The 16861-nt window shown below is 59.8% G+C and carries 20 protein-coding genes; 12 read left to right on the top strand and 8 right to left on the bottom strand.

Going from position 1 to position 16861, the window contains the following annotated elements; genetic code table 11:
* Positions 1-84 precede the first annotated feature (84 nt).
* A complete protein-coding gene (locus WKI89_RS10085; protein WP_337869286.1) occupies positions 85-1155 on the bottom strand; it encodes a metalloregulator ArsR/SmtB family transcription factor in 1071 nt (356 codons plus the stop codon).
* Between the two features lie 137 nt (positions 1156-1292).
* Entirely contained in the window at positions 1293-1529 is a 237-nt protein-coding gene (locus WKI89_RS10080) for a hypothetical protein (protein WP_297562182.1), read from the bottom strand.
* Between the two features lie 309 nt (positions 1530-1838).
* On the opposite strand from WKI89_RS10080, the gene WKI89_RS10075 reads away from it, so the two are divergent.
* Both WKI89_RS10075 and WKI89_RS10070 read left to right on the top strand, forming a co-directional pair.
* Positions 1839-2537 (top strand): recombination protein O N-terminal domain-containing protein, encoded by a 699-nt coding sequence (locus WKI89_RS10075; protein ID WP_337869317.1) that lies wholly within the window; start codon positions 1839-1841, stop codon positions 2535-2537.
* A gap of 2 nt (positions 2538-2539) precedes the next feature.
* Complete coding sequence (locus tag WKI89_RS10070) at positions 2540-4048, top strand: SpoIID/LytB domain-containing protein (protein ID WP_337869284.1); 1509 nt, start codon at positions 2540-2542, stop codon at positions 4046-4048.
* A 43-nt stretch (positions 4049-4091) separates the two neighbouring features.
* Here WKI89_RS10070 and WKI89_RS10065 read toward each other — a convergent pair whose 3' ends face one another.
* Positions 4092-4655 carry a TQO small subunit DoxD gene (locus WKI89_RS10065; protein WP_337869282.1) on the bottom strand — a complete coding sequence of 188 codons (564 nt, stop codon included), beginning with the start codon at positions 4653-4655 and terminating at the stop codon, positions 4092-4094.
* Positions 4656-4860: 205 nt separating this feature from the next.
* On the opposite strand from WKI89_RS10065, the gene WKI89_RS10060 reads away from it, so the two are divergent.
* Genes WKI89_RS10060 through WKI89_RS10050 form a run of 3 tightly spaced genes read left to right on the top strand, consistent with a single transcriptional unit; the run spans position 4861 to position 7617 of the window.
* Complete coding sequence (locus WKI89_RS10060) at positions 4861-6516, top strand: methylmalonyl-CoA mutase family protein (protein WP_337869280.1); 1656 nt, start codon at positions 4861-4863, stop codon at positions 6514-6516.
* Positions 6517-6521: 5 nt separating this feature from the next.
* A complete protein-coding gene (locus WKI89_RS10055) occupies positions 6522-6926 on the top strand; it encodes a PaaI family thioesterase (protein WP_337869278.1) in 405 nt (134 codons plus the stop codon).
* Between the two features lie 34 nt (positions 6927-6960).
* Entirely contained in the window at positions 6961-7617 is a 657-nt protein-coding gene (locus tag WKI89_RS10050) for an alpha/beta fold hydrolase (protein WP_337869277.1), read from the top strand.
* 189 nt (positions 7618-7806) lie between these two features.
* Here WKI89_RS10050 and WKI89_RS10045 read toward each other — a convergent pair whose 3' ends face one another.
* Both WKI89_RS10045 and WKI89_RS10040 read right to left on the bottom strand, forming a co-directional pair.
* Complete coding sequence (locus WKI89_RS10045; protein ID WP_337869276.1) at positions 7807-8343, bottom strand: phosphoribosyltransferase family protein; 537 nt, start codon at positions 8341-8343, stop codon at positions 7807-7809.
* Positions 8344-8613: 270 nt separating this feature from the next.
* Complete coding sequence (locus tag WKI89_RS10040; RefSeq protein ID WP_337869274.1) at positions 8614-9156, bottom strand: phosphoribosyltransferase family protein; 543 nt, start codon at positions 9154-9156, stop codon at positions 8614-8616.
* A 79-nt stretch (positions 9157-9235) separates the two neighbouring features.
* Between WKI89_RS10040 and WKI89_RS10035 the strand changes: the two genes are divergently transcribed.
* On the top strand, positions 9236-9667 hold the full coding sequence (locus WKI89_RS10035) for a bifunctional nuclease family protein (RefSeq protein WP_337869272.1): 432 nt from the start codon (positions 9236-9238) through the stop codon (positions 9665-9667).
* 16 nt (positions 9668-9683) lie between these two features.
* Positions 9684-10448 (top strand): metallophosphoesterase, encoded by a 765-nt coding sequence (locus WKI89_RS10030; protein WP_337869270.1) that lies wholly within the window; start codon positions 9684-9686, stop codon positions 10446-10448.
* A gap of 26 nt (positions 10449-10474) precedes the next feature.
* Here the strand turns inward: WKI89_RS10030 and WKI89_RS10025 are convergent, their stop codons facing one another.
* Complete coding sequence (locus WKI89_RS10025; protein ID WP_337869269.1) at positions 10475-10801, bottom strand: HIT domain-containing protein; 327 nt, start codon at positions 10799-10801, stop codon at positions 10475-10477.
* Positions 10802-10818: 17 nt separating this feature from the next.
* Here WKI89_RS10025 and WKI89_RS10020 point away from each other — a divergent pair, with 17 nt between their 5' ends.
* Genes WKI89_RS10020 through WKI89_RS10010 form a run of 3 tightly spaced genes read left to right on the top strand, consistent with a single transcriptional unit; the run spans position 10819 to position 12265 of the window.
* Positions 10819-11496 carry a DNA alkylation repair protein gene (locus WKI89_RS10020; protein ID WP_337869267.1) on the top strand — a complete coding sequence of 226 codons (678 nt, stop codon included), beginning with the start codon at positions 10819-10821 and terminating at the stop codon, positions 11494-11496.
* Between the two features lie 47 nt (positions 11497-11543).
* Positions 11544-11897 carry a hypothetical protein gene (locus WKI89_RS10015; protein WP_337869264.1) on the top strand — a complete coding sequence of 118 codons (354 nt, stop codon included), beginning with the start codon at positions 11544-11546 and terminating at the stop codon, positions 11895-11897.
* The gene (locus WKI89_RS10010) at positions 11897-12265 is read left to right on the top strand and encodes a hypothetical protein (protein WP_337869263.1); all 369 of its coding nucleotides are present in this window, start codon (positions 11897-11899) and stop codon (positions 12263-12265) included. The genes WKI89_RS10015 and WKI89_RS10010 overlap by 1 nt, the downstream gene beginning before the upstream one ends.
* A gap of 3 nt (positions 12266-12268) precedes the next feature.
* On the opposite strand, the gene WKI89_RS10005 is transcribed toward WKI89_RS10010, so the two are convergent.
* Both WKI89_RS10005 and WKI89_RS10000 read right to left on the bottom strand, forming a co-directional pair.
* On the bottom strand, positions 12269-13573 hold the full coding sequence (locus tag WKI89_RS10005) for a MiaB/RimO family radical SAM methylthiotransferase (RefSeq protein ID WP_337869315.1): 1305 nt from the start codon (positions 13571-13573) through the stop codon (positions 12269-12271).
* Between the two features lie 41 nt (positions 13574-13614).
* Positions 13615-14094 (bottom strand): hypothetical protein, encoded by a 480-nt coding sequence (locus WKI89_RS10000; protein WP_337869261.1) that lies wholly within the window; start codon positions 14092-14094, stop codon positions 13615-13617.
* 95 nt (positions 14095-14189) lie between these two features.
* Between WKI89_RS10000 and WKI89_RS09995 the strand changes: the two genes are divergently transcribed.
* Positions 14190-15104: a threonine/serine dehydratase gene (locus WKI89_RS09995; protein ID WP_337869259.1), complete on the top strand. Its 915-nt coding sequence runs from the start codon at positions 14190-14192 to the stop codon at positions 15102-15104.
* Between the two features lie 54 nt (positions 15105-15158).
* Entirely contained in the window at positions 15159-16826 is a 1668-nt protein-coding gene (locus WKI89_RS09990; protein WP_337869258.1) for a formate--tetrahydrofolate ligase, read from the top strand.
* Positions 16827-16861: the final 35 nt, after the last annotated feature.

Below are 16861 nucleotides of genomic sequence, written 5' to 3'. Positions count from 1 at the left end.
TGGTGATGAGTTCTGGATTAATGATCATAGCCAACCTCCTATATCTTTAGTTTATAGGAGATTAGCTATATTGTCAATAGGCTATTATTTGGGACGCAACACCAAATCCGATATCTCGGCTATGGCCTGCTTAATCGCATCGCTATTAACATAGTAAAACGACTTATTGCCATGCTTTTTCAGCGCAACCAGCCCCACCTCTTTCAGCAGCTTCAGGTGCCCGCTGGCGGTCGGCTGGGTAACACCCAACTGCGTCGCCAGGTCTCCCACCGTCAGCACAAAGTTTTCGTAGCGTGCGATCAGGGTGAGCATCATCAGGCGCGTGGGATCGCTCAACGCCTTCATTTTTGGAGCCACTTTCTCCACCCGGGTCAACAGCTTTTCAAACAAATGCTCACTTTGAATGCCGTAGCCGATATAATGTGAATCGGCAAAATCGAAGCTAAAACCCCCAGCGGCAGCGAAGAAAAGTGGTACTACCAGCAGCTTGCCTTTCTCTAGTGAGGTCTGGATATGCTTTTGGGATGCCTCAAACTGGGTGAAGTGGTGGGCCGGGATGGCGTCTAGCACGTTGCCAGTTTCGCGATATTTGTTCAAAAAAGCTTCACTGGCTCGCTTGGATTCGGCGTAGCCTTCTTCCTTCCAAATAGGTTCCAGTACTTTCCAAAGTTGCTTAAGCAGGCCTAGATAACGCTTTCCGACTTCGGGTTGCTTGAGCATCTCTGCCCGCTCGAGCATCCCTTTCAGGCTCTTAAGTTCGTGCTCTCGCTTGCCTTTGTCTTCATATGCCTGAAACTTCTTGCGATAAGACTCGCCTCGCTTGATCAGAAGCTGCGGAATTTTGCTAAATTCAGCGAATAGCCGATCCACATCTTTATCTCTTGCATAGCCCAAATCTCCTACAATCATGAATAAATCCCCACCTGCTTCAGATCGCTGGTCTTCGGGCCAGAACACCTGGATGGCCTCAATCAAATTGCCATGTTTGGTATAGAGGGTTTTGAGCCAGGGCAGCTCGTTGGTGCGTTGCGCACTATCGGGACGGGTCAGGGCGTAGAAGGCGTAAGCCAGTTCCAGTGTGGGCGAGGGCATCGCGTCCACTTTCGGTATCTCCACATCGGGAGCACTAAAGGTTAGAATGTCAGAAACGCTCATAGGCTAATGCCTATATTAGCAGACACCTTACCATTTAGTCATTGACAAATGTCACCTTGGCCAGAAGCCAGCGAGCAGACCTGCCCTCTATGAAAAAAATCCGCCCTGTTTCGGGCGGGCTAGAATGACAACTGATATCAGGCCGTCTTGGGTTTTTGTACGAAGCGCAGCACGAAATAGACCACCGCGACCACAATCAGCACCGGAACCAGCACCCGCAGCAGCGCCCACACAATACCGGCCAACCCTTTCAGGAGAGCGCCCAGGAATGTAAAGAGCCAGCCCCCCACCCAGAGCACGACCAGTACCGCAACCGCAATCAGAAGGCCCAGTACCACCCACTCGAGGATGTCCTGCAACGAACGCTCATTCATGAGTTTAGGATAGCACAATGGTCTCTTACTTCATCCTTCTTTTGGAGGAATTGACCAGCAAACCGTCCAAATTGTTATCTGAACCCCCAATCCTCCACCGCGACGGCTCTTATACCGTTTCCGCTTGAATCCTTCACCGTTGGACGAAGTCAGAGGTGAAGGATTCAAGCCGACCGAAGGGAGTAGAAAAGCATTTCGGTAGTATCGTTTAGGCTTGTCAAAGTGAACAATGCTACCGAAATGCGTATTACACCCTATCCCAGCCAAATCCTCCTGTACGCCCAGTCCACTGTCCGATCCTCCCTTACCATGAGGGTAGTGGAACGTTATCGCCTTAGTGAAGGACTGGTCGTCGGGCGCAAACCACTCCCGGCAGGGGATGTCATTCTCTCGTTTGTAGGACCAGAAGGGGCCGCGCAAGCGATCGCCCGCAAGGCCTTGCGGCCTACCGGACGCAGCGGGCGGCTCTCGCTGTTTCACCACCTCAAATACCAGGTCTACCAGAAGCCCGGCAACGACCTTCCCACCCTTACCCAGGTCGAGCTGGTGGGACGGCTGGACGGATTGGAAGCCCCTGGACGCTTCCCTTATGCCAGCTATTTAGCCGAGCTGGCTTTCCGCATTGCTTCACCCGAAGTGGCAACCAGGATTTGGCCCTTGCTCACCTCGGGCCTCAAGGGGATTGCCAAACACCCCAATCCCCGTGTGGCTCTGATCTGGGCAAGCTGGCGGGTTCTCAAGGCTGCGGGCTTGGCTCCCAACCTGAGCGGCCTGGGCATGAACCTGCTGGACGGCGACCGGGTGGAGCGGGGCGGGGTGCACCTGGGGCCCCAAGGGCTCGAGGCGCTGGCGGCAGTGCTACGGCTGCCCGGCAACGAGGCCATTGCGATGCTGGAGGCGGACGCACCCTTAGATCGTTTGCAGCAAGCCTTGCTGGCGCATGTGCGCTATGCGGTAGGTGAACTGGGCTCAGCCCAGCTCCTTTTTAGTTCTCATGCAAAAGGGTGAGAATGACCCGGATGCAACTGGCCTTTATGTTGGCATCCACCCTGGGCGTAGCTCTGCTTTTCACCTCCCTCAACCAGAACAACCCTCCGCAGCCCGCACCGCTCAGCGGCCAGAGCATTCGCGTACTGCTCTCCTACCGGCTGGGGGCGGACTCTTTCGATGCGCAGTACCTCTTCCCTAGCCTGAGTCTGGTTCCGCTGGGTGGCAGCGTGCAGGTCTCGAGTGGCCCAGGCCGCGAAAATCTACGGCCCATCGTTACGGTCTTTGCCGACAAACCCCTGACCTTCAACCTGCGGAATGGTAGTCCAGTGGCTACCTTTGAAGGGCTTACCTTTGCCCTGGGAAACGTGGTTAACCTCAAACCAGCCGACCCCGCCATACCCGTACAGTACCGTCTGCTCTCCACCACAAGGCAAAATCTACTACCGGAGTACCCTGGCGAACTCTGGCTGGAGGTGCGCAGCAATAGCTTGCTGGTGGTAAATCAGGTGGATTATCAGGATTACCTTAAACGGGTACTGCCCAGCGAAATGCCCATCCACTTCCACCCCGAAGCCCTCAAGGCCCAGGCGGTTGCGGCCCGCACGTATGCGTTTTCCAGACAACAAAGCAACAGCTTCTGGAAACAGTTTGGAGCGGATGTAGACGACTCGGTAAGCGAGCAGGTCTACAACAACACCCGCACCCACCTTGCCACCGATGTCGCCGTGGACGCGACCCTGAATCAGATCTTGACCTTTCAAAGCATGCCCATTCAGACCTTTTACTTCTCTACCAGCCCTGGCTCCACCGCCAGCATTGAGGAGGTCTGGACGGATCGGCCCGCCGTACCCTACCTGAAGGCACGTACTCAGACCAATCCCATTACCGTCTCGATTGACAGTGAGGCGGATGCGATGGCTTTTTTCCAAAACTGGAACCCCGAAGGTTTTTTCGACGCCGAGTCTCCTTTATGGCGCTGGAAGATCAGCCTGAGCCGGGGGGAGCTCGAGGCCCTCCTAAGCCGCACCCTGCCCGAAAGGGCCAGGCTGGCCCCCCAGTTCGTGCAAACCCCCGAAGGCCCCCTTTCCCCGGACGCACCGGGATTCACGCTGGGAACCCTACAAAAAATCGCTGTGCTGAAGCGAACCAGGGGTGGCTATGTGACCGAGTTGGAAATACTGACCTCCACCGGACGCTACGTGGTACAACGTGAGTCCAACATCCGCAACCTGCTGCGTCCCAACAAAACCTTCACCGGCGGAAGTGATGTGGTCTTAGAGCGCTGGCAAGGCGGGCCGCGCCTCAACTTCCCCAGCCTGCCCAGCACAGCCTTTGCCCTGCAAGAGGAACGCGACGAGCGTGGAAATCTTCTGGGCCTTACCTTCTGGGGTGGGGGCTTCGGGCATGGGGTAGGCATGAGCCAATACGGCGCGCTGGGGCTGGCCCGGCGGGGGTATGGCTACCGGGCGATCCTCGAGCACTTCTACCCAGGTACCACCCTCACCACGCTCAATACCGCTCAGCGCTAAAAACCCCGCGGCGGTCGCGCGGGGTTCTACACCAGCCCAGCGCCTACGCGGTGGTCTCTGTGTTCCTCCGGAACATCACCCCCAAGCGGGGCAGCACATAGTAGTCGAGACCAATGTAGCCAGCGGTGCGCCAGGCCAGCACCAGCCAGGTGGCCACGATGAACATCCAGGGGTTCGAGCTCACCGTACCTGCCAGCAGGAAGGCCGCGTTCATAAAGCCGGCGAAAAAGGCCGCCAGGCCGGTAAAGAGGCCCAGGATGAGCGCCAGGCCCACCAGAATCTCGCCGAAGGTCACCAGGTAGCTGAAGAGCACCTTGTTGGGCAGGGCCACGTTCTGGATGAACCAGGCGTACCAGCCGGTCACGTCGGGGTGGTCGCCAGTGGTCTTGGTCAGGGCCCGCTCGAGGAAGCCGCCCACCGCCACGCCTGCCTTGTCACCCACCCAGGCCGGGTTGTTGAGCTTGCCCCAGCCCGCCTCGAGCCACTGCCAGCCTAGGTACACCCTGAGCACCAACCAGATGGGCGAAAGCCGCAGGTCTGCAAAGAGGAACCTGGTGATCTTGGGCTCGGGAACCTGTAGGTTGGTGTTGATTCTTGCCTTTGCCATACCCACCTCCTCCTATTTCGAGATTCAAAGTACAGCCAAAAACAAAGCAGCGGTAGGTGAGTCTGTACCCAAGCAAATGTCTCTAATGGGCTGCGCTCGAGGGGGTTATGATGGCCTTTTGGCTTGGAGCCCACCTAGCGCATTTAATCCAAATTGTCTGACGGATTATCCTCCTACTGTCTCAAATCCGTTATATAATCGGCACATGGCACAGCCCAGACCCAAGCACGCCTGGATGCGGGAGACCTACCAGAAATCCCTGGCCAAGATGCCCGAGCGCAAGGTGGCCCACAAGACCCTCTCGGATATCGCCCCCGAGCCGCTTTATACCCCCGAAGACCTGAAGGACTCCGACTACGCCGAAAAGTTGGGCTACCCCGGCGAGTACCCCTACACCCGGGGGGTTTACGGCTCGATGTATAGGAGCCGCCTCTGGACTATGCGGATGTTTGCTGGGTTTGGCACCGCCGAGCAGACCAACGAGCGCTTCAAAAAGCTCTTAGAAGCTGGTCAGAGTGGGCTCTCCACTGCCTTTGATTTACCCACGCTGATGGGCTACGACTCCGACCATCCGCTTTCCAAGGGCGAGGTGGGCAAGTGTGGGGTAGCGGTAAGCAGCCTGGCCGACATGGAGATCCTGTTTGGGGGGATCAACCTCGAGGACGTGACCACCTCCATGACCATCAACTCGCCCGCCAACGCCATCTGGGCCATGTACCTGGCCGCCGCCAAGAAAAAAGGCTACGACTGGAACAAGCTGGGCGGCACCATCCAGAACGATATCCTGAAGGAATTTATCGCCCAGAAAGAGTTTATCTTCCCACCCGAGCCCTCGACCCAGTTGGTGATTGATACCTTTGAGTGGGGGCCGCGCAACGTGCCCAAGTGGAACTTCATCTCGGTCTCGGGCTACCACATCCGAGAGGCGGGCTCCACCGCTGTGCAGGAACTGGCTTTTACGCTGGCCGACGGTTTTGAATATGTGGAGTGGGCCCTCAAACGGGGTCTGGACATTGACGAGTTCGCTCCTCGCATCTCCTTCTTCTTCAATGCCCACAACGACTTCTTCGAGGAAATCTGCAAGTTCCGTGCAGCCAGACGCATCTGGGCCAAGGAAATGCGGCATCGCTATGGGGCCAAAAACCCCCAGAGCTGGATGCTGCGTACCCACGCCCAGACCGCCGGGGTCTCGCTTACCGCGCAGCAGCCCCTCATCAATATTTCGCGGGTGGCCATCCAAGCGCTGGCTGCTGTGCTGGGGGGCACCAACAGCCTGCACACCGACGCCCACGACGAGGCCCTGGCCCTGCCTACCGAGGAGAGCGCCAAGATCGCCCTGCGTACGCAGCAGATTATCGCCTACGAGTCGGGCGTGACCCATACCGCCGACCCGCTGGGGGGCAGCTACTACGTGGAGTGGCTCACCGACCAGATGGAGGCCCAGGCCATGCAGATCATCGAGGAGATCCGGCGCATGGGCGGGGTGGTGCGGGCCATTGACGAGGGCTATTTCCTGCGCGAGATTGCCGACGCCAGCTACCGCTACCAGCAGGAAGTGGAGCGTGGTGAGCGCATTATCGTAGGGGTGAATGCCTTCCAGGACGAGGGTTTGAACGTGCCCATCCAGCTGATTGACCCAGCGGTCGAAAAGGTGCAGAACCAGCGCCTAGCCCAGGTGCGTGCCCAACGCGATCCCATCGCAGTGCAGATGGCCCTGGAAGGGCTGCGCCAAGCCGCCAAAGAAGGACGCAATACCATGCCGCACTTCGTGGAGTGTGCGCTGGCCTACTGCACCCTGGGTGAGATGATGGACGAACTCCGGGCTGTGTACGGGGTTTATGAGGAGCCAGTGCTGGTATAGCGCCCATGCATCAGAGCAAACTCGAGGAGATCCAGCGCCTCTACACCCAGGCCCACTTTGTTCAGCACATCGGCCTGAGGCTGCTTGACGTGGGTGAGGGCTGGTGCGAGACGGCAGTAGACATCCAGGCACACCACCAGCAGCAAGATGGCTTCATCCACGCCGGCGTACAGGCCACCATGGCCGACCACAGCGCCGGAACTGCCGCCGCAACCCTGATTAAGCCTGATCAGTATGTGCTCACCGTGGAGTTCAAAATCAACCTGCTGCGACCTGCCCAGGGCGAGCTCCTTCGCTGCCGGGCCGAGGTGCTTAAACCGGGCCGCTCCTTGTGCGTGGTGGAGTCTGTGGTGTTTGCCGAGAAGCTCTTTTCTAAAGCGACAGTAACCTTGGTGGTACTGGATAGGTAAAACCCGCCGCCAACCTTGGTATTAGACTCAGATCATGAATCCATTTAGCTACCACAAGCCCCGCTCGCAGCTCCCCTACGCCCTTTATCTACCCGAAGGAAAGCCCCCCAGAGGTGGCTGGCCCCTGATTCTGTTCCTGCACGGCTCTGGTGAGCGCGGCAGCGACGGCAAGAAACAGAGTACGGTGGGCATTGGCCCAGCGATCCAAGAACAACCCGACCACTGGCCCGCAGTGGTGCTGATGCCCCAGTGCCCCAAGGGACAGCAGTGGGCCGGGCAGCCCTTGGCACAGGCTTACGAGTTGCTGAACCTGATTGAGCAACAGCATAAAACCAACCCCCGGCGGGTCTACCTGACCGGCCTCTCGATGGGGGGCTATGGCTGTTGGAATCTAGGCTGTTTGTATCCCCAGCGCTTTGCCGCCATCGCGCCCATCTGCGGGGCCGCCGACCCCTTTATGGTCTGGCAACGGCTGGGCAAAGTGCCGATCTGGAACTTCCACGGCACCTCGGACGAGGTGGTACCGGTGAGCTTCTCTAGGGCACTGGCCGATGCCGTGGCTAAGTCTGGGAACCCCAGCGCCCGCTTCACCGAGTATCCAATCGAAAAGCACGATGTCTGGAATCGGGTGTATCGGGAGCTCGAGTTTATCCACTGGTTGTTTGAGCAGCACCAGCGGGCAGGCCAATAATACGCATTTCGGCAGTATCGTTCACTTCGGCAAGCCTAAACGATACTACCGAAATGCTTTTCTACTCCCTTCGGTCGGCTTGAATCCTTCACCTCTGACTCCGTCCAACGGTGAGGGATTCAAGCGGAAATGGTATAAAGCAAGCCCCAGGGCCTCATTCTGGCACCTGGGGGCCCAGGACACTGGGTTCTAGGCTGTTTGCAGGATGGGAATCTCGGACAGGAAAGTGAGGGGAAGCTTGCTGCTGCCCTGGTGGAAGGCGGCGAGGCGGGCTACTACGTTGGCCCCGGCTTTTTTGGCAACCTTTTCCAGGGCCATCATGGTACCACCCGACGAGACCACATCGAACACCAGGGCCACGTTCTGACCCAGCAGTTTCTCGGCCATGCGGCTGTCCAACCAGAGGGTCTCGGTTACGCCCAGGGTTAGCGACTCTACCTCTTGGATGATGGGGTCGGTCATGTACGGGCGGCGCTTACGGCGTACCACCACATAGGGTTTGCCACAAATAGCGCTCATGGCATGGGCCAGCACGATGGGGGAGGTCTCGAGGGTCAGCAGGGCATCGGTCTCGGGGGGCAGGTGCTTGACCAGCCCCTCGGCGGCCGCCTGCACCAGCTCCACATCGCCCATGATCTCGACCAACGGGATGTGCACGCCCGGCAGGGTCTCGACCACCGGCACGTGACGGGTGATTTTGCCTATTGTGATGGGATAGGTTTCCATAGTGGCACTCCCTTGTTGCACCAAACGCTCAGTTTATCCGCGCACCATGAGTATACGTGTGATACGCATTTCGGTAGTATCGTTCACTTCGGCAAGCCTAAACGATACTACCGAAATGCTTTTCTACTCCCTTCGGTCGGCTTGAATCCTTCACCTCTGACTGCGTCCAACGGTGAAGGATTCAAGCGGAAACGGTATGAATAGCCACATACAAAGGTCATGGGGTTCCAAGAACTACGGGGTTGGAAGCCCCGTAGGTTGGCCGTTCCATCAATCCGGCTTGAAGAGCGGCAGATGCCCCAGGGCGATCACATCTTCGCGGGGGGAACCCTCGGTAAACACGGCCAGCACGGCCGCCACCTGCCCGCCCACATCGGTAATGAGGTCGGAAAGCCCCTTGAGGGTGCTGCCGGTCGATACCACATCGTCCACGATGGCTACTTTTTTGCCCTTAATGAAGGGTACATCGGTTCCGTCCAGCACTAGAAGCTGGGGCTTGCCGGTGGTAATAGAGATCACCGTGCGCGAAACCGGGCTGATCATATAGGGCTTTTCGGTTTTGCGCGCTACCACATAGGGCTTTCCAGTGAGGCGCGAGAGCGCATGGGCCAGCGGCACCGCCTTGACCTCTGGCGTAACCAGTGCATCAATATCGGCGGGCATTCGATTGGCTAGTGCTGCCGCTGCTTCTTCGACTACCTCGGTATCGCCCAGCATGTTGAACAAGGCCACCGCCACATCGGGGCCCACCTGAACCACCGGTAGCTCACGACGAACCCCGGCTACTTCCACCGCATAGGTTTTCACGGTCATAGTTTATAGGGTTCTGGAAGATTGGCAAGCACATGACTTATGGCACACATGCCCCCGAGGGCCTGCGTATACTCAAAGTATGGTACCCGCGCGTATCGAAGGTATGGGGGTAGATCCGGGAAATGGCAACCTGATCGTGATGCTCAAGGCCGAAAATAACCTGTTCCTACCGGTGGTAATTGGGGCCTTGGAGACGCAAAACATCATGATTCACCTCTCCGGTGAGAAACCGCCCAGACCCCTGGGGCCCGATTTGTTCTTCAACACCCTGGATTTACTGGGGGTGAAGGTGTTGCGCCTAGAGATTGTCGAACTCAAGGATGGTACTTTTTATGGACGGCTGGTATTGGAACAGCGCGGACTGGAATATGACATAGACTGCCGTCCTTCCGACGGTATGGCCCTGGCGATTCGGGCTCAGGCTCCTATTCTGATTGCAGAACAGGTCTTGAGTGTGGCAGGCATTAACGAGTCGCAAATCAACAAGCAGGGCGAGAATCCACAGGCATAGTAGCGTGGCCATCTTTATGCGTAAAATCCCTTGGCTGCTTATCTTTTTTCTCCTGCTGGGTGCTTTTGCCCAACGGCTGGCGGTGATTGGGGATTGGGGTGCACAAAGCCCCCACCGCTCCCTAATCGCAGGGGCCATGAATGAACAGCACCGGCAAAAGCCCTTCGATGCCCTGCTGACGGTGGGGGACAACTTCTACCCTGTGGGAGAGCCTATCTTGCGCTATGTGGAGGATTTGCCCCAGGTTCGTATCTACCCGGCCTTTGGCAACCACGATGTGCCCGCTTTGGCCAAGCAGCTCGAGCTGTTCAGGGTTGAACAACCCTTCTACAGCGCCAAACTAGAAAACGTCGAAGTGTTTGTGGTTTACTCGGAAAACTTTAGCCAGGCCCAGCGTCGCTGGCTGGAAGCAGCTCTACAGGCCTCCAAGGCCCCCTGGAAAATCGTGGCCCTGCACCGCCCCCTCTACTCCTCTGGTTTGCATGGGGGGGCCCGCAGCCTGCGGCAGTCCATTGAGCCCCTCCTCACCCAGTACCGCGTGCCGCTGGTGCTGGCCGGGCACGAGCACAGCTACGAGCGGCTCGAGGCCAAGGGCATCGTCCACATTGTTACGGGCGGCGGTGGGGCCTGGCTACGCAACTTTCGAGCCGTACAGCCTCAGAGCAAAGTCCGGCTGGTCAGCCCCAACTACCTGACCCTGGAAGCCACCGCAGAGCGCCTGCTGGTAACGGCCTACAACGAGAAGAATGAGGTGATAGACCGCGTAGAGTTGAAGAAATAAAAAGAGTGAACGACCAACCGCTTTTTCTACGCATCCGACCGCAGGTGCACGTGGACGTGAAAGACCTCCTGCCCGCCTTTCTCCCCCACATGGATGCGGATAAAGTAGCCCTCGAGGCCCATCTGCTTGGCGATCCGGTTGGCCGTCAACATCAACTTGCCCAGCTTGAGCGCGCCTTCCGGGGTATCGGGATAGTCGGCCAGGGTGGGGATATATTCCTTGGGACAGACCAAAATGTGCACCTTTGAACGCGGGCGGATATCCTTAAACGCAATAAATTCATCGTCCTCATAAACAATACTGGCAGGTAGCTCGCGGCGGATGATTTTGCCAAAAACCGTGGGGTTCACCATGAGGCATAATCTACCGCATGGGCCCAGGTGAATTCGTAGCTCAGGTGAAGGAACTCTTGCAGAGCCACCAAAATCCTGCACAGGCGGCCCCAATGGCCAGGTACATGAAGAACCTCTTCCCCTTCCTGGGCTTGAAGCGGCCTGAGCGCGACCTTTTGACCAGACAGTTATTGGCCCAGGTAAAAGGAAGCGACGAAGCTTGGCTGCTCGAGGCCACCCTGGGTCTATGGAAGTTGCCCGAGCGGGAGTTTCAGTATGTAGCCACAGACCTACTCTGGATGAGTCGCAAGGCCCTCACACCCGCCACGCTGCCCTTCGCCGAGCAGTTGATGGTGGAAAAATCTTGGTGGGACAGCGTAGACGCTCTGACCGGCCAGGTGGTAGGGCCGCTGGTGTGGCGCTTCCCCGAGCTCAAAAAAGAGATGGACAGGTGCTCTCGGCACCCAAACTTCTGGATGCGGCGCTGCGCAATCATCCACCAACTGGCCTACAAAGACAAGACCGACCCGGAGCGGCTGTTTCGCTACTGCCTTGACAATGCTGCCGACCCCGAGTTTTTCATCCGCAAAGCCATCGGCTGGGCGCTTCGGCAGTACGCGCGCACCAACCCCCAGGCTGTGTATACCTTTGTGGATAACCACCGTGACCGCCTCTCCCCTCTCAGCATCCGTGAGGCCCTCAAGCACCGTCAATGACCGATGACATTACAGAAATTTCCATCGGTCTTGTCTAGGCTAGAACCATGCCAAGACTAAGCCTGAATATCGGGATCGCCATGATCGTGCTGGGCTTGCTGAGCTACCTGCTCTCCGGCGCAGCCAGCATAACTGCACTCATCCCCACCTTTTTGGGAATTGTCATTGCGGCTTTGGGATGGGTTGGACTCACCAACCCAAAAGCCAGCCGCCACGCCATGCACGGGGTCATGCTCCTGGCCTTGCTGGCAGTGCTGGGCAGTTTGCGGGTCTTCGGAATGCTGGGAGGCGGGTTTAGCCTGGCGGTGGTTTCGCAACTTCTGATGCTGGGGCTGGGCCTGGCCCTCCTGATTCCCGGCATCCAGTCTTTTATCAAAGCCCGCCAGAAAGGAGGGGCCTGATGGGCAGCAGCCTCCCGGCTCGAGCCCTGTGGACGGGGGTTTTTCTGATTCTGGTTTCCATCCTGGCCGTCATGAGCTCCACGCTCACCCCCACCGCCTTGATTCCAGGAGTGCTGGGCTTGGTGATTGCTTTGCTGGGCATCTGGGCCGACAAAACCCCCAGCCAACAACCCCTCGCCATGAACATCGCGCTGGGGCTCTCACTGCTGGGCCTGCTGGGTTCGCTGCGCGGCATCCCCGACTTCATCACCCTCCTGGGGGGTGGCATGGTAGAGCGCCCCGTGGCAACCATGGCCCAGTTTGCCACGGTGTTCATCTGCCTGGGCTTCAGCATCCGCTGGCTGGTAGAGCGCCGACGCAAGGCTTAGGTCCTATACCACGGGCAGTAAGAAGCGGGCCGGTTCTTGCTTAACGGCCTCGAGCGTACCCTGCAGGGTGTAGCCCTCGATGGCCTCCACGCGCACCCAGGCGGTCTGGCCGATGCGGGCCTGTCCGGTGAACTCGACCTCGTAGTAGTCCGGGGTGTGGCCGTAGGCCTTGCCCCCCCGAAAGCTTTCGACCAGCACCTCCACCGCACCGCCCAGCTTGGGCCGAACCCGCGCCTCGGCCAGCCGGGCCGCCAGGGCCTGGAGTTCTTTGTTGCGGCGCTTGCGGACTTCGATGGGCACCTGTGGTAGCGAGGCGGCGCGGGTCTTGGGGCGTGGGGTGTAGGTGAAGACGTGCGCGCGGCTGGGCCGCACCTCCTCCAGGAAGGCCAGGGTTTCCTGGTGCTCGGCCTCGGTCTCGGTGGGAAGGCCGGCAATCACATCGGTGGTGAGGGCGAAACCAGGTATCCAGTCGTAGGCTTTCTGCACCAGCGCGCGGTAGTAGTTTTTATCGTAGCGGCGGCCCATCAGGGCCAGCAGCCGGGCCGAACCGGTTTGCAGGCTCAGGTGCAGGTGGGGGCGCACCTGGGGCGCAAAGCGCTGCATTACCTTCAGAAGCTCATCCCCGGTGTCCTCGGGCTCGATGGAGGACAGGCGTACCTTGGCCCCCATCAGAGCAAGTTCCTCTACCAGGCCGGCAATCCCGCGGGGGTGGCCTTTGTAGGAACCCAGCCGCACCCCGGTCAGCACGATTTCCTGCACACCCGCTTCCAGCAGGGCCCCGGCTTCCGCAAGCGCATCGCGGTGCCCGCGGTGGCGTTCGCGCCCGCGCAGACGGGGGATGATGCAGTAGGCACACCCCGCATTGCAGCCGTCCTGCACCTTGAGGAAGGCCCGCACATAGTTGTTCAGCAGGCCCCGCTCGCCAGCCCCCCAGAACTCGTTGGGCGGGGTGGTGATGGGATCGGCGGGCAGGCCAAAGCGCTGCAAAATCACGGCGGGCAGCTCGGCTTTGCGGCTGTTGGGCAGTACCACATCGGCCCCCAGCTCAGCCAGTTGATCGGGGGCCAGCTCGGCATAACAGCCCGTCACCACGATGAACGCCGCGGGGTTGGCCCGGCGGGCCCGGCGCACCTCTTTGCGGGCATCGGCCTCGGCAGACGTCGTAACGGCACAGGTGTTGATTACCACCAGATCGGCCCCGGTCTCGAGGGGCACCACCACCGGCTGCAGGGGCCTTAAGAGCCCCACCAGGGCGTCCGACTCGACCTGATTAACCTTGCACCCCAGGGTTTTGACCGCCAGCCGCACCCCTTCCATCAGGGGCATTGTGGGCCACGGCCCGCCTCCGGTCAAGGGTCGGTGAGCACCAGACCCGAGATATCGTCGTCGGAGGCATAGTCGTCCAGGGCGCACACCGCCTTAAGCTTTACCACCTGGGCGGGCGGATCGTCGGAGCCAAACTCACCGGTGATGGTGCTCCGGGCCACGCGAACCACCTGCTCCTCGAGCAGCGCCAAAAGCTCCGGTGTGACCTTGCGCACGCTAACAGGCAGGTTTTTTAGCACATGGAAGGCCACCGGGTATATATCCTCGAGGCAGTGTAAAACCTCCAGCACCTCCGAGCTGGAGGCCAGACCCCGCCCGATGGTGTTGCGCGTCCGTTCTGGAAAGGTTGCCTCTTCGGCCTCCACAATGCTGGTTACGTATAGGTCGAAGCCCGTGTGGTGCCGGTGAATCCAGATTTTGAGCAATTCACGCAAGGCGGGGGTCTGGCCAACCAGCATAGAGCCGGGCTCGAGTTCGTAGATCGCCTCGGCGAGTATCCGCATGCAACCACTGTAGAACAGACACCCTTTGGCCAAGGCACACCCTGAGCGTTACGCAGGCCCCGGGCGTTACGCGTCTGCCTGTTAGCATGGGGCTTGTGCTAACCCTGCAAGATATCCAACACGCGGCCCAGCGCATCGCGCCCTACATCCACCGCACCCCGGTATTCACCAGCCAGGGGCTGGATAAGCTTCTGGGCCGCCAGTTTTTTTTCAAAGCCGAGCACCTGCAAAAAACCGGTAGTTTCAAAGCCCGGGGCGCCCTGAACGCGGCCCTCCAGTTACAAAACCCCAGGGGCCTGATTGCGGTATCGTCGGGCAACCACGCCCAGGGGGTGGCCTATGCAGCCCAGGTGATTGGGGTTCCGTCCCTGGTGGTGATGCCCGAGGACGCCTCCCCTACCAAAAAAGCGGCCACCCGGGCCTACGGCGCCGAGGTCTACGATCAGGGGGTCACGGTAGAGAACCGCGAGCAGGTGGTGCGTGCACTGGCCGAGGAGATGGGCTATGCGCTTATCCACCCTTTCGACGACTTTCGGGTCATGGCAGGTCAGGGCACCCAGGCCCTGGAACTTTTGCAGCAGGTGCCCGATCTGGACGCCGTCCTGGTCGCGGTGGGCGGGGGCGGGCTGATCTCGGGCATCGCTACCGTGATCAAGACTTTACGACCCGAGTGTGAGGTGATTGGGGTGGAACCCGAAACCGCCAACGATGCCCAGCAGAGCCTCCAGGTGGGGGTGCGCGTGAAGCTGATGCAGGCTCCTAGAACCGTGGCCGATGGGGTGCGCACCATGGTGATTGGCGAGAAGACCTTTCCGGTCATGCAGCACCACGTAGACCGCATCCTAAGCGTGCCGGACGAGGTTACTTTGGAGGCCCAGCGCCTGATGATGCAAAGGCTCAAACAGGTGGTGGAGCCCACCGCCGGGCTGGCTTTGGGGCCGGCCCTGATGAACTACCACCTGCCCCGGCGGGTGGCGGTCATTGTGTGCGGTGGGAACTGGATGCCATAAAAAGCCGGGGGCCCGAGGACGTTTATCACCGAGGTTTGGGCGTAGGGTGGAAGTATGGACACCACCCCGTTGCGCGTGCCCAGTGACCTCGAGCTCGCCCGACAATCCCAACCCAAACCCATCGCGGAAGTGGCTGCCAGCCTGAACATTCCACCCCAGGCGCTTTTTCATTATGGCCCCTACATGGCCAAGGTAACACAAACCCCACCCCCACCCAGGGGCCAGCTGATTCTGGTCACGGCCATGACCCCCACGCCCGCCGGCGAGGGCAAGACCACCGTGGCGATTGGCCTGACCCAGGCCCTCGGCAAGCTGGGCAAAAAGGTGGCTGTGGCCCTGCGCGAGCCCTCGCTGGGGCCGGTGTTTGGTATCAAAGGCGGGGCCACCGGCGGGGGCTATGCGCAGGTGCTGCCGATGGAGGAGATCAACCTGCATTTCACCGGCGACTTTCACGCCGTTACCAGCGCAGTCAACCTGCTCTCGGCCCTGGTTGACAATCATCTGCACCAGGGCAATGCGCTGGGGCTGGATGTGCGCCGCATCGAGATTAAGCGGGCACTGGATATGAACGACCGGGCCTTGCGGCAGGTGGTTGTGGGGCTGGGAGGCCCCGGCCAGGGCGTGCCCCGTGAGGCCGGTTTCGAGATTACCGTTGCCAGCGAGGTGATGGCCATCATGAGCCTGGCCTCCAACCTGGGCGAGCTGCAAGAACGCCTGGGGCATATCCGCATCGGCTACAACCAGGCCGGGCAGCCGGTATTCGCCCGTGACCTGGGGGCCCACGGAGCCATGACGGTGCTGCTCAAACAGGCTTTTTATCCCAACCTGGTACAGACCATGGAGCACCAGCCGGCCTTCGTGCACATGGGGCCTTTTGGCAACATCGCCCACGGCACCAACTCGGTGGTAGCAACCCGCATGGCCCTGGGCTATGCCGACTATGTGGTGACCGAGGCCGGGTTTGGCTCCGACCTGGGCGCGGAAAAATACTTCAACCTGGTCTGCCGCCAGGCCGGTTTTGCCCCTCAGGCCGTGGTGCTGGTGGCGACCATGCGGGCCCTGCGCTTCCACGGCGGGCACGACGACTACACCCGTCCCAACCCCGAGGCCGTGCGGCGGGGGCTGCCCAATCTGGCCAAGCACATCGAGAATATCCGGCTTTTTGGTTACGAGCCGGTGCTGGCTTTCAACCGCTTCCCCACCGATTCCCTCGAGGAACTCGGTCTGCTGCGGGCCTTTGCCGCCGAGCAGGGCCTGCGGGTTTCCTTTACCGAGGTGCACGCCAAAGGGGGCGCGGGAGGGATGGAGCTGGCCCAGGTGGTGTTGGAGGCCCTGCAAAACCCCGGCCATTTACGCTTTCTTTACGCCCTCGAGCAGCCGCTGGAAAGCAAGATTGAAACCATTGCCCAGCAGGTTTACGGGGCCGCCAAGGTCGAATACACCCAGGAAGCCCGCAAAGCCCTCAAGCGGCTGGAAAAAGAGGGCTGGGGCAGTCTGCCGGTCGTCATCGCCAAAACCGCCAACTCCCTCTCCGACAACGCCAGACTGCGGGGCCGCCCCCACAACTTCACCGTGACCGTAACCGACCTCCGGCCCAAGTGCGGGGCCGGCTTTGTGGTGGCCTACATGGGCGAGATCATGACCATGCCGGGGTTGCCCAAAGAACCAGCGGCACTCCAGATTGGGCTGGACGAAGAAGGTCGGGTCACCGGACTGTTCTAGAGAAGCAGCAGGAAACGCTCGAGGTTCTTATCGAA

Origin of the sequence: Meiothermus sp., assembly GCF_037443965.1 — a bacterium.
GTDB lineage: Bacteria > Deinococcota > Deinococci > Deinococcales > Thermaceae > Meiothermus.
This window is presented reverse-complemented; position numbering and strand designations above follow the sequence as displayed.

Coding starts and splice junctions, on each gene's coding strand:
- WKI89_RS10050 (WP_337869277.1), top strand. CDS start 6,961: ATGAATCCATTTAGCTACCACAAGCCCCGCTCGCAGCTCCCCTACGCC.
- WKI89_RS10040 (WP_337869274.1), bottom strand. CDS start 9,156: ATGACCGTGAAAACCTATGCGGTGGAAGTAGCCGGGGTTCGTCGTGAG.
- WKI89_RS10070 (WP_337869284.1), top strand. CDS start 2,540: ATGACCCGGATGCAACTGGCCTTTATGTTGGCATCCACCCTGGGCGTA.
- WKI89_RS10010 (WP_337869263.1), top strand. CDS start 11,897: ATGGGCAGCAGCCTCCCGGCTCGAGCCCTGTGGACGGGGGTTTTTCTG.
- WKI89_RS10085 (WP_337869286.1), bottom strand. CDS start 1,155: ATGAGCGTTTCTGACATTCTAACCTTTAGTGCTCCCGATGTGGAGATA.
- WKI89_RS10030 (WP_337869270.1), top strand. CDS start 9,684: ATGCGTAAAATCCCTTGGCTGCTTATCTTTTTTCTCCTGCTGGGTGCT.
- WKI89_RS10045 (WP_337869276.1), bottom strand. CDS start 8,343: ATGGAAACCTATCCCATCACAATAGGCAAAATCACCCGTCACGTGCCG.
- WKI89_RS10080 (WP_297562182.1), bottom strand. CDS start 1,529: ATGAATGAGCGTTCGTTGCAGGACATCCTCGAGTGGGTGGTACTGGGC.
- WKI89_RS10055 (WP_337869278.1), top strand. CDS start 6,522: ATGCATCAGAGCAAACTCGAGGAGATCCAGCGCCTCTACACCCAGGCC.
- WKI89_RS10060 (WP_337869280.1), top strand. CDS start 4,861: ATGGCACAGCCCAGACCCAAGCACGCCTGGATGCGGGAGACCTACCAG.
- WKI89_RS10015 (WP_337869264.1), top strand. CDS start 11,544: ATGCCAAGACTAAGCCTGAATATCGGGATCGCCATGATCGTGCTGGGC.
- WKI89_RS10075 (WP_337869317.1), top strand. CDS start 1,839: ATGAGGGTAGTGGAACGTTATCGCCTTAGTGAAGGACTGGTCGTCGGG.
- WKI89_RS09990 (WP_337869258.1), top strand. CDS start 15,159: ATGGACACCACCCCGTTGCGCGTGCCCAGTGACCTCGAGCTCGCCCGA.
- WKI89_RS10035 (WP_337869272.1), top strand. CDS start 9,236: ATGGTACCCGCGCGTATCGAAGGTATGGGGGTAGATCCGGGAAATGGC.
- WKI89_RS10025 (WP_337869269.1), bottom strand. CDS start 10,801: ATGGTGAACCCCACGGTTTTTGGCAAAATCATCCGCCGCGAGCTACCT.
- WKI89_RS10020 (WP_337869267.1), top strand. CDS start 10,819: ATGGGCCCAGGTGAATTCGTAGCTCAGGTGAAGGAACTCTTGCAGAGC.
- WKI89_RS10065 (WP_337869282.1), bottom strand. CDS start 4,655: ATGGCAAAGGCAAGAATCAACACCAACCTACAGGTTCCCGAGCCCAAG.
- WKI89_RS10000 (WP_337869261.1), bottom strand. CDS start 14,094: ATGCGGATACTCGCCGAGGCGATCTACGAACTCGAGCCCGGCTCTATG.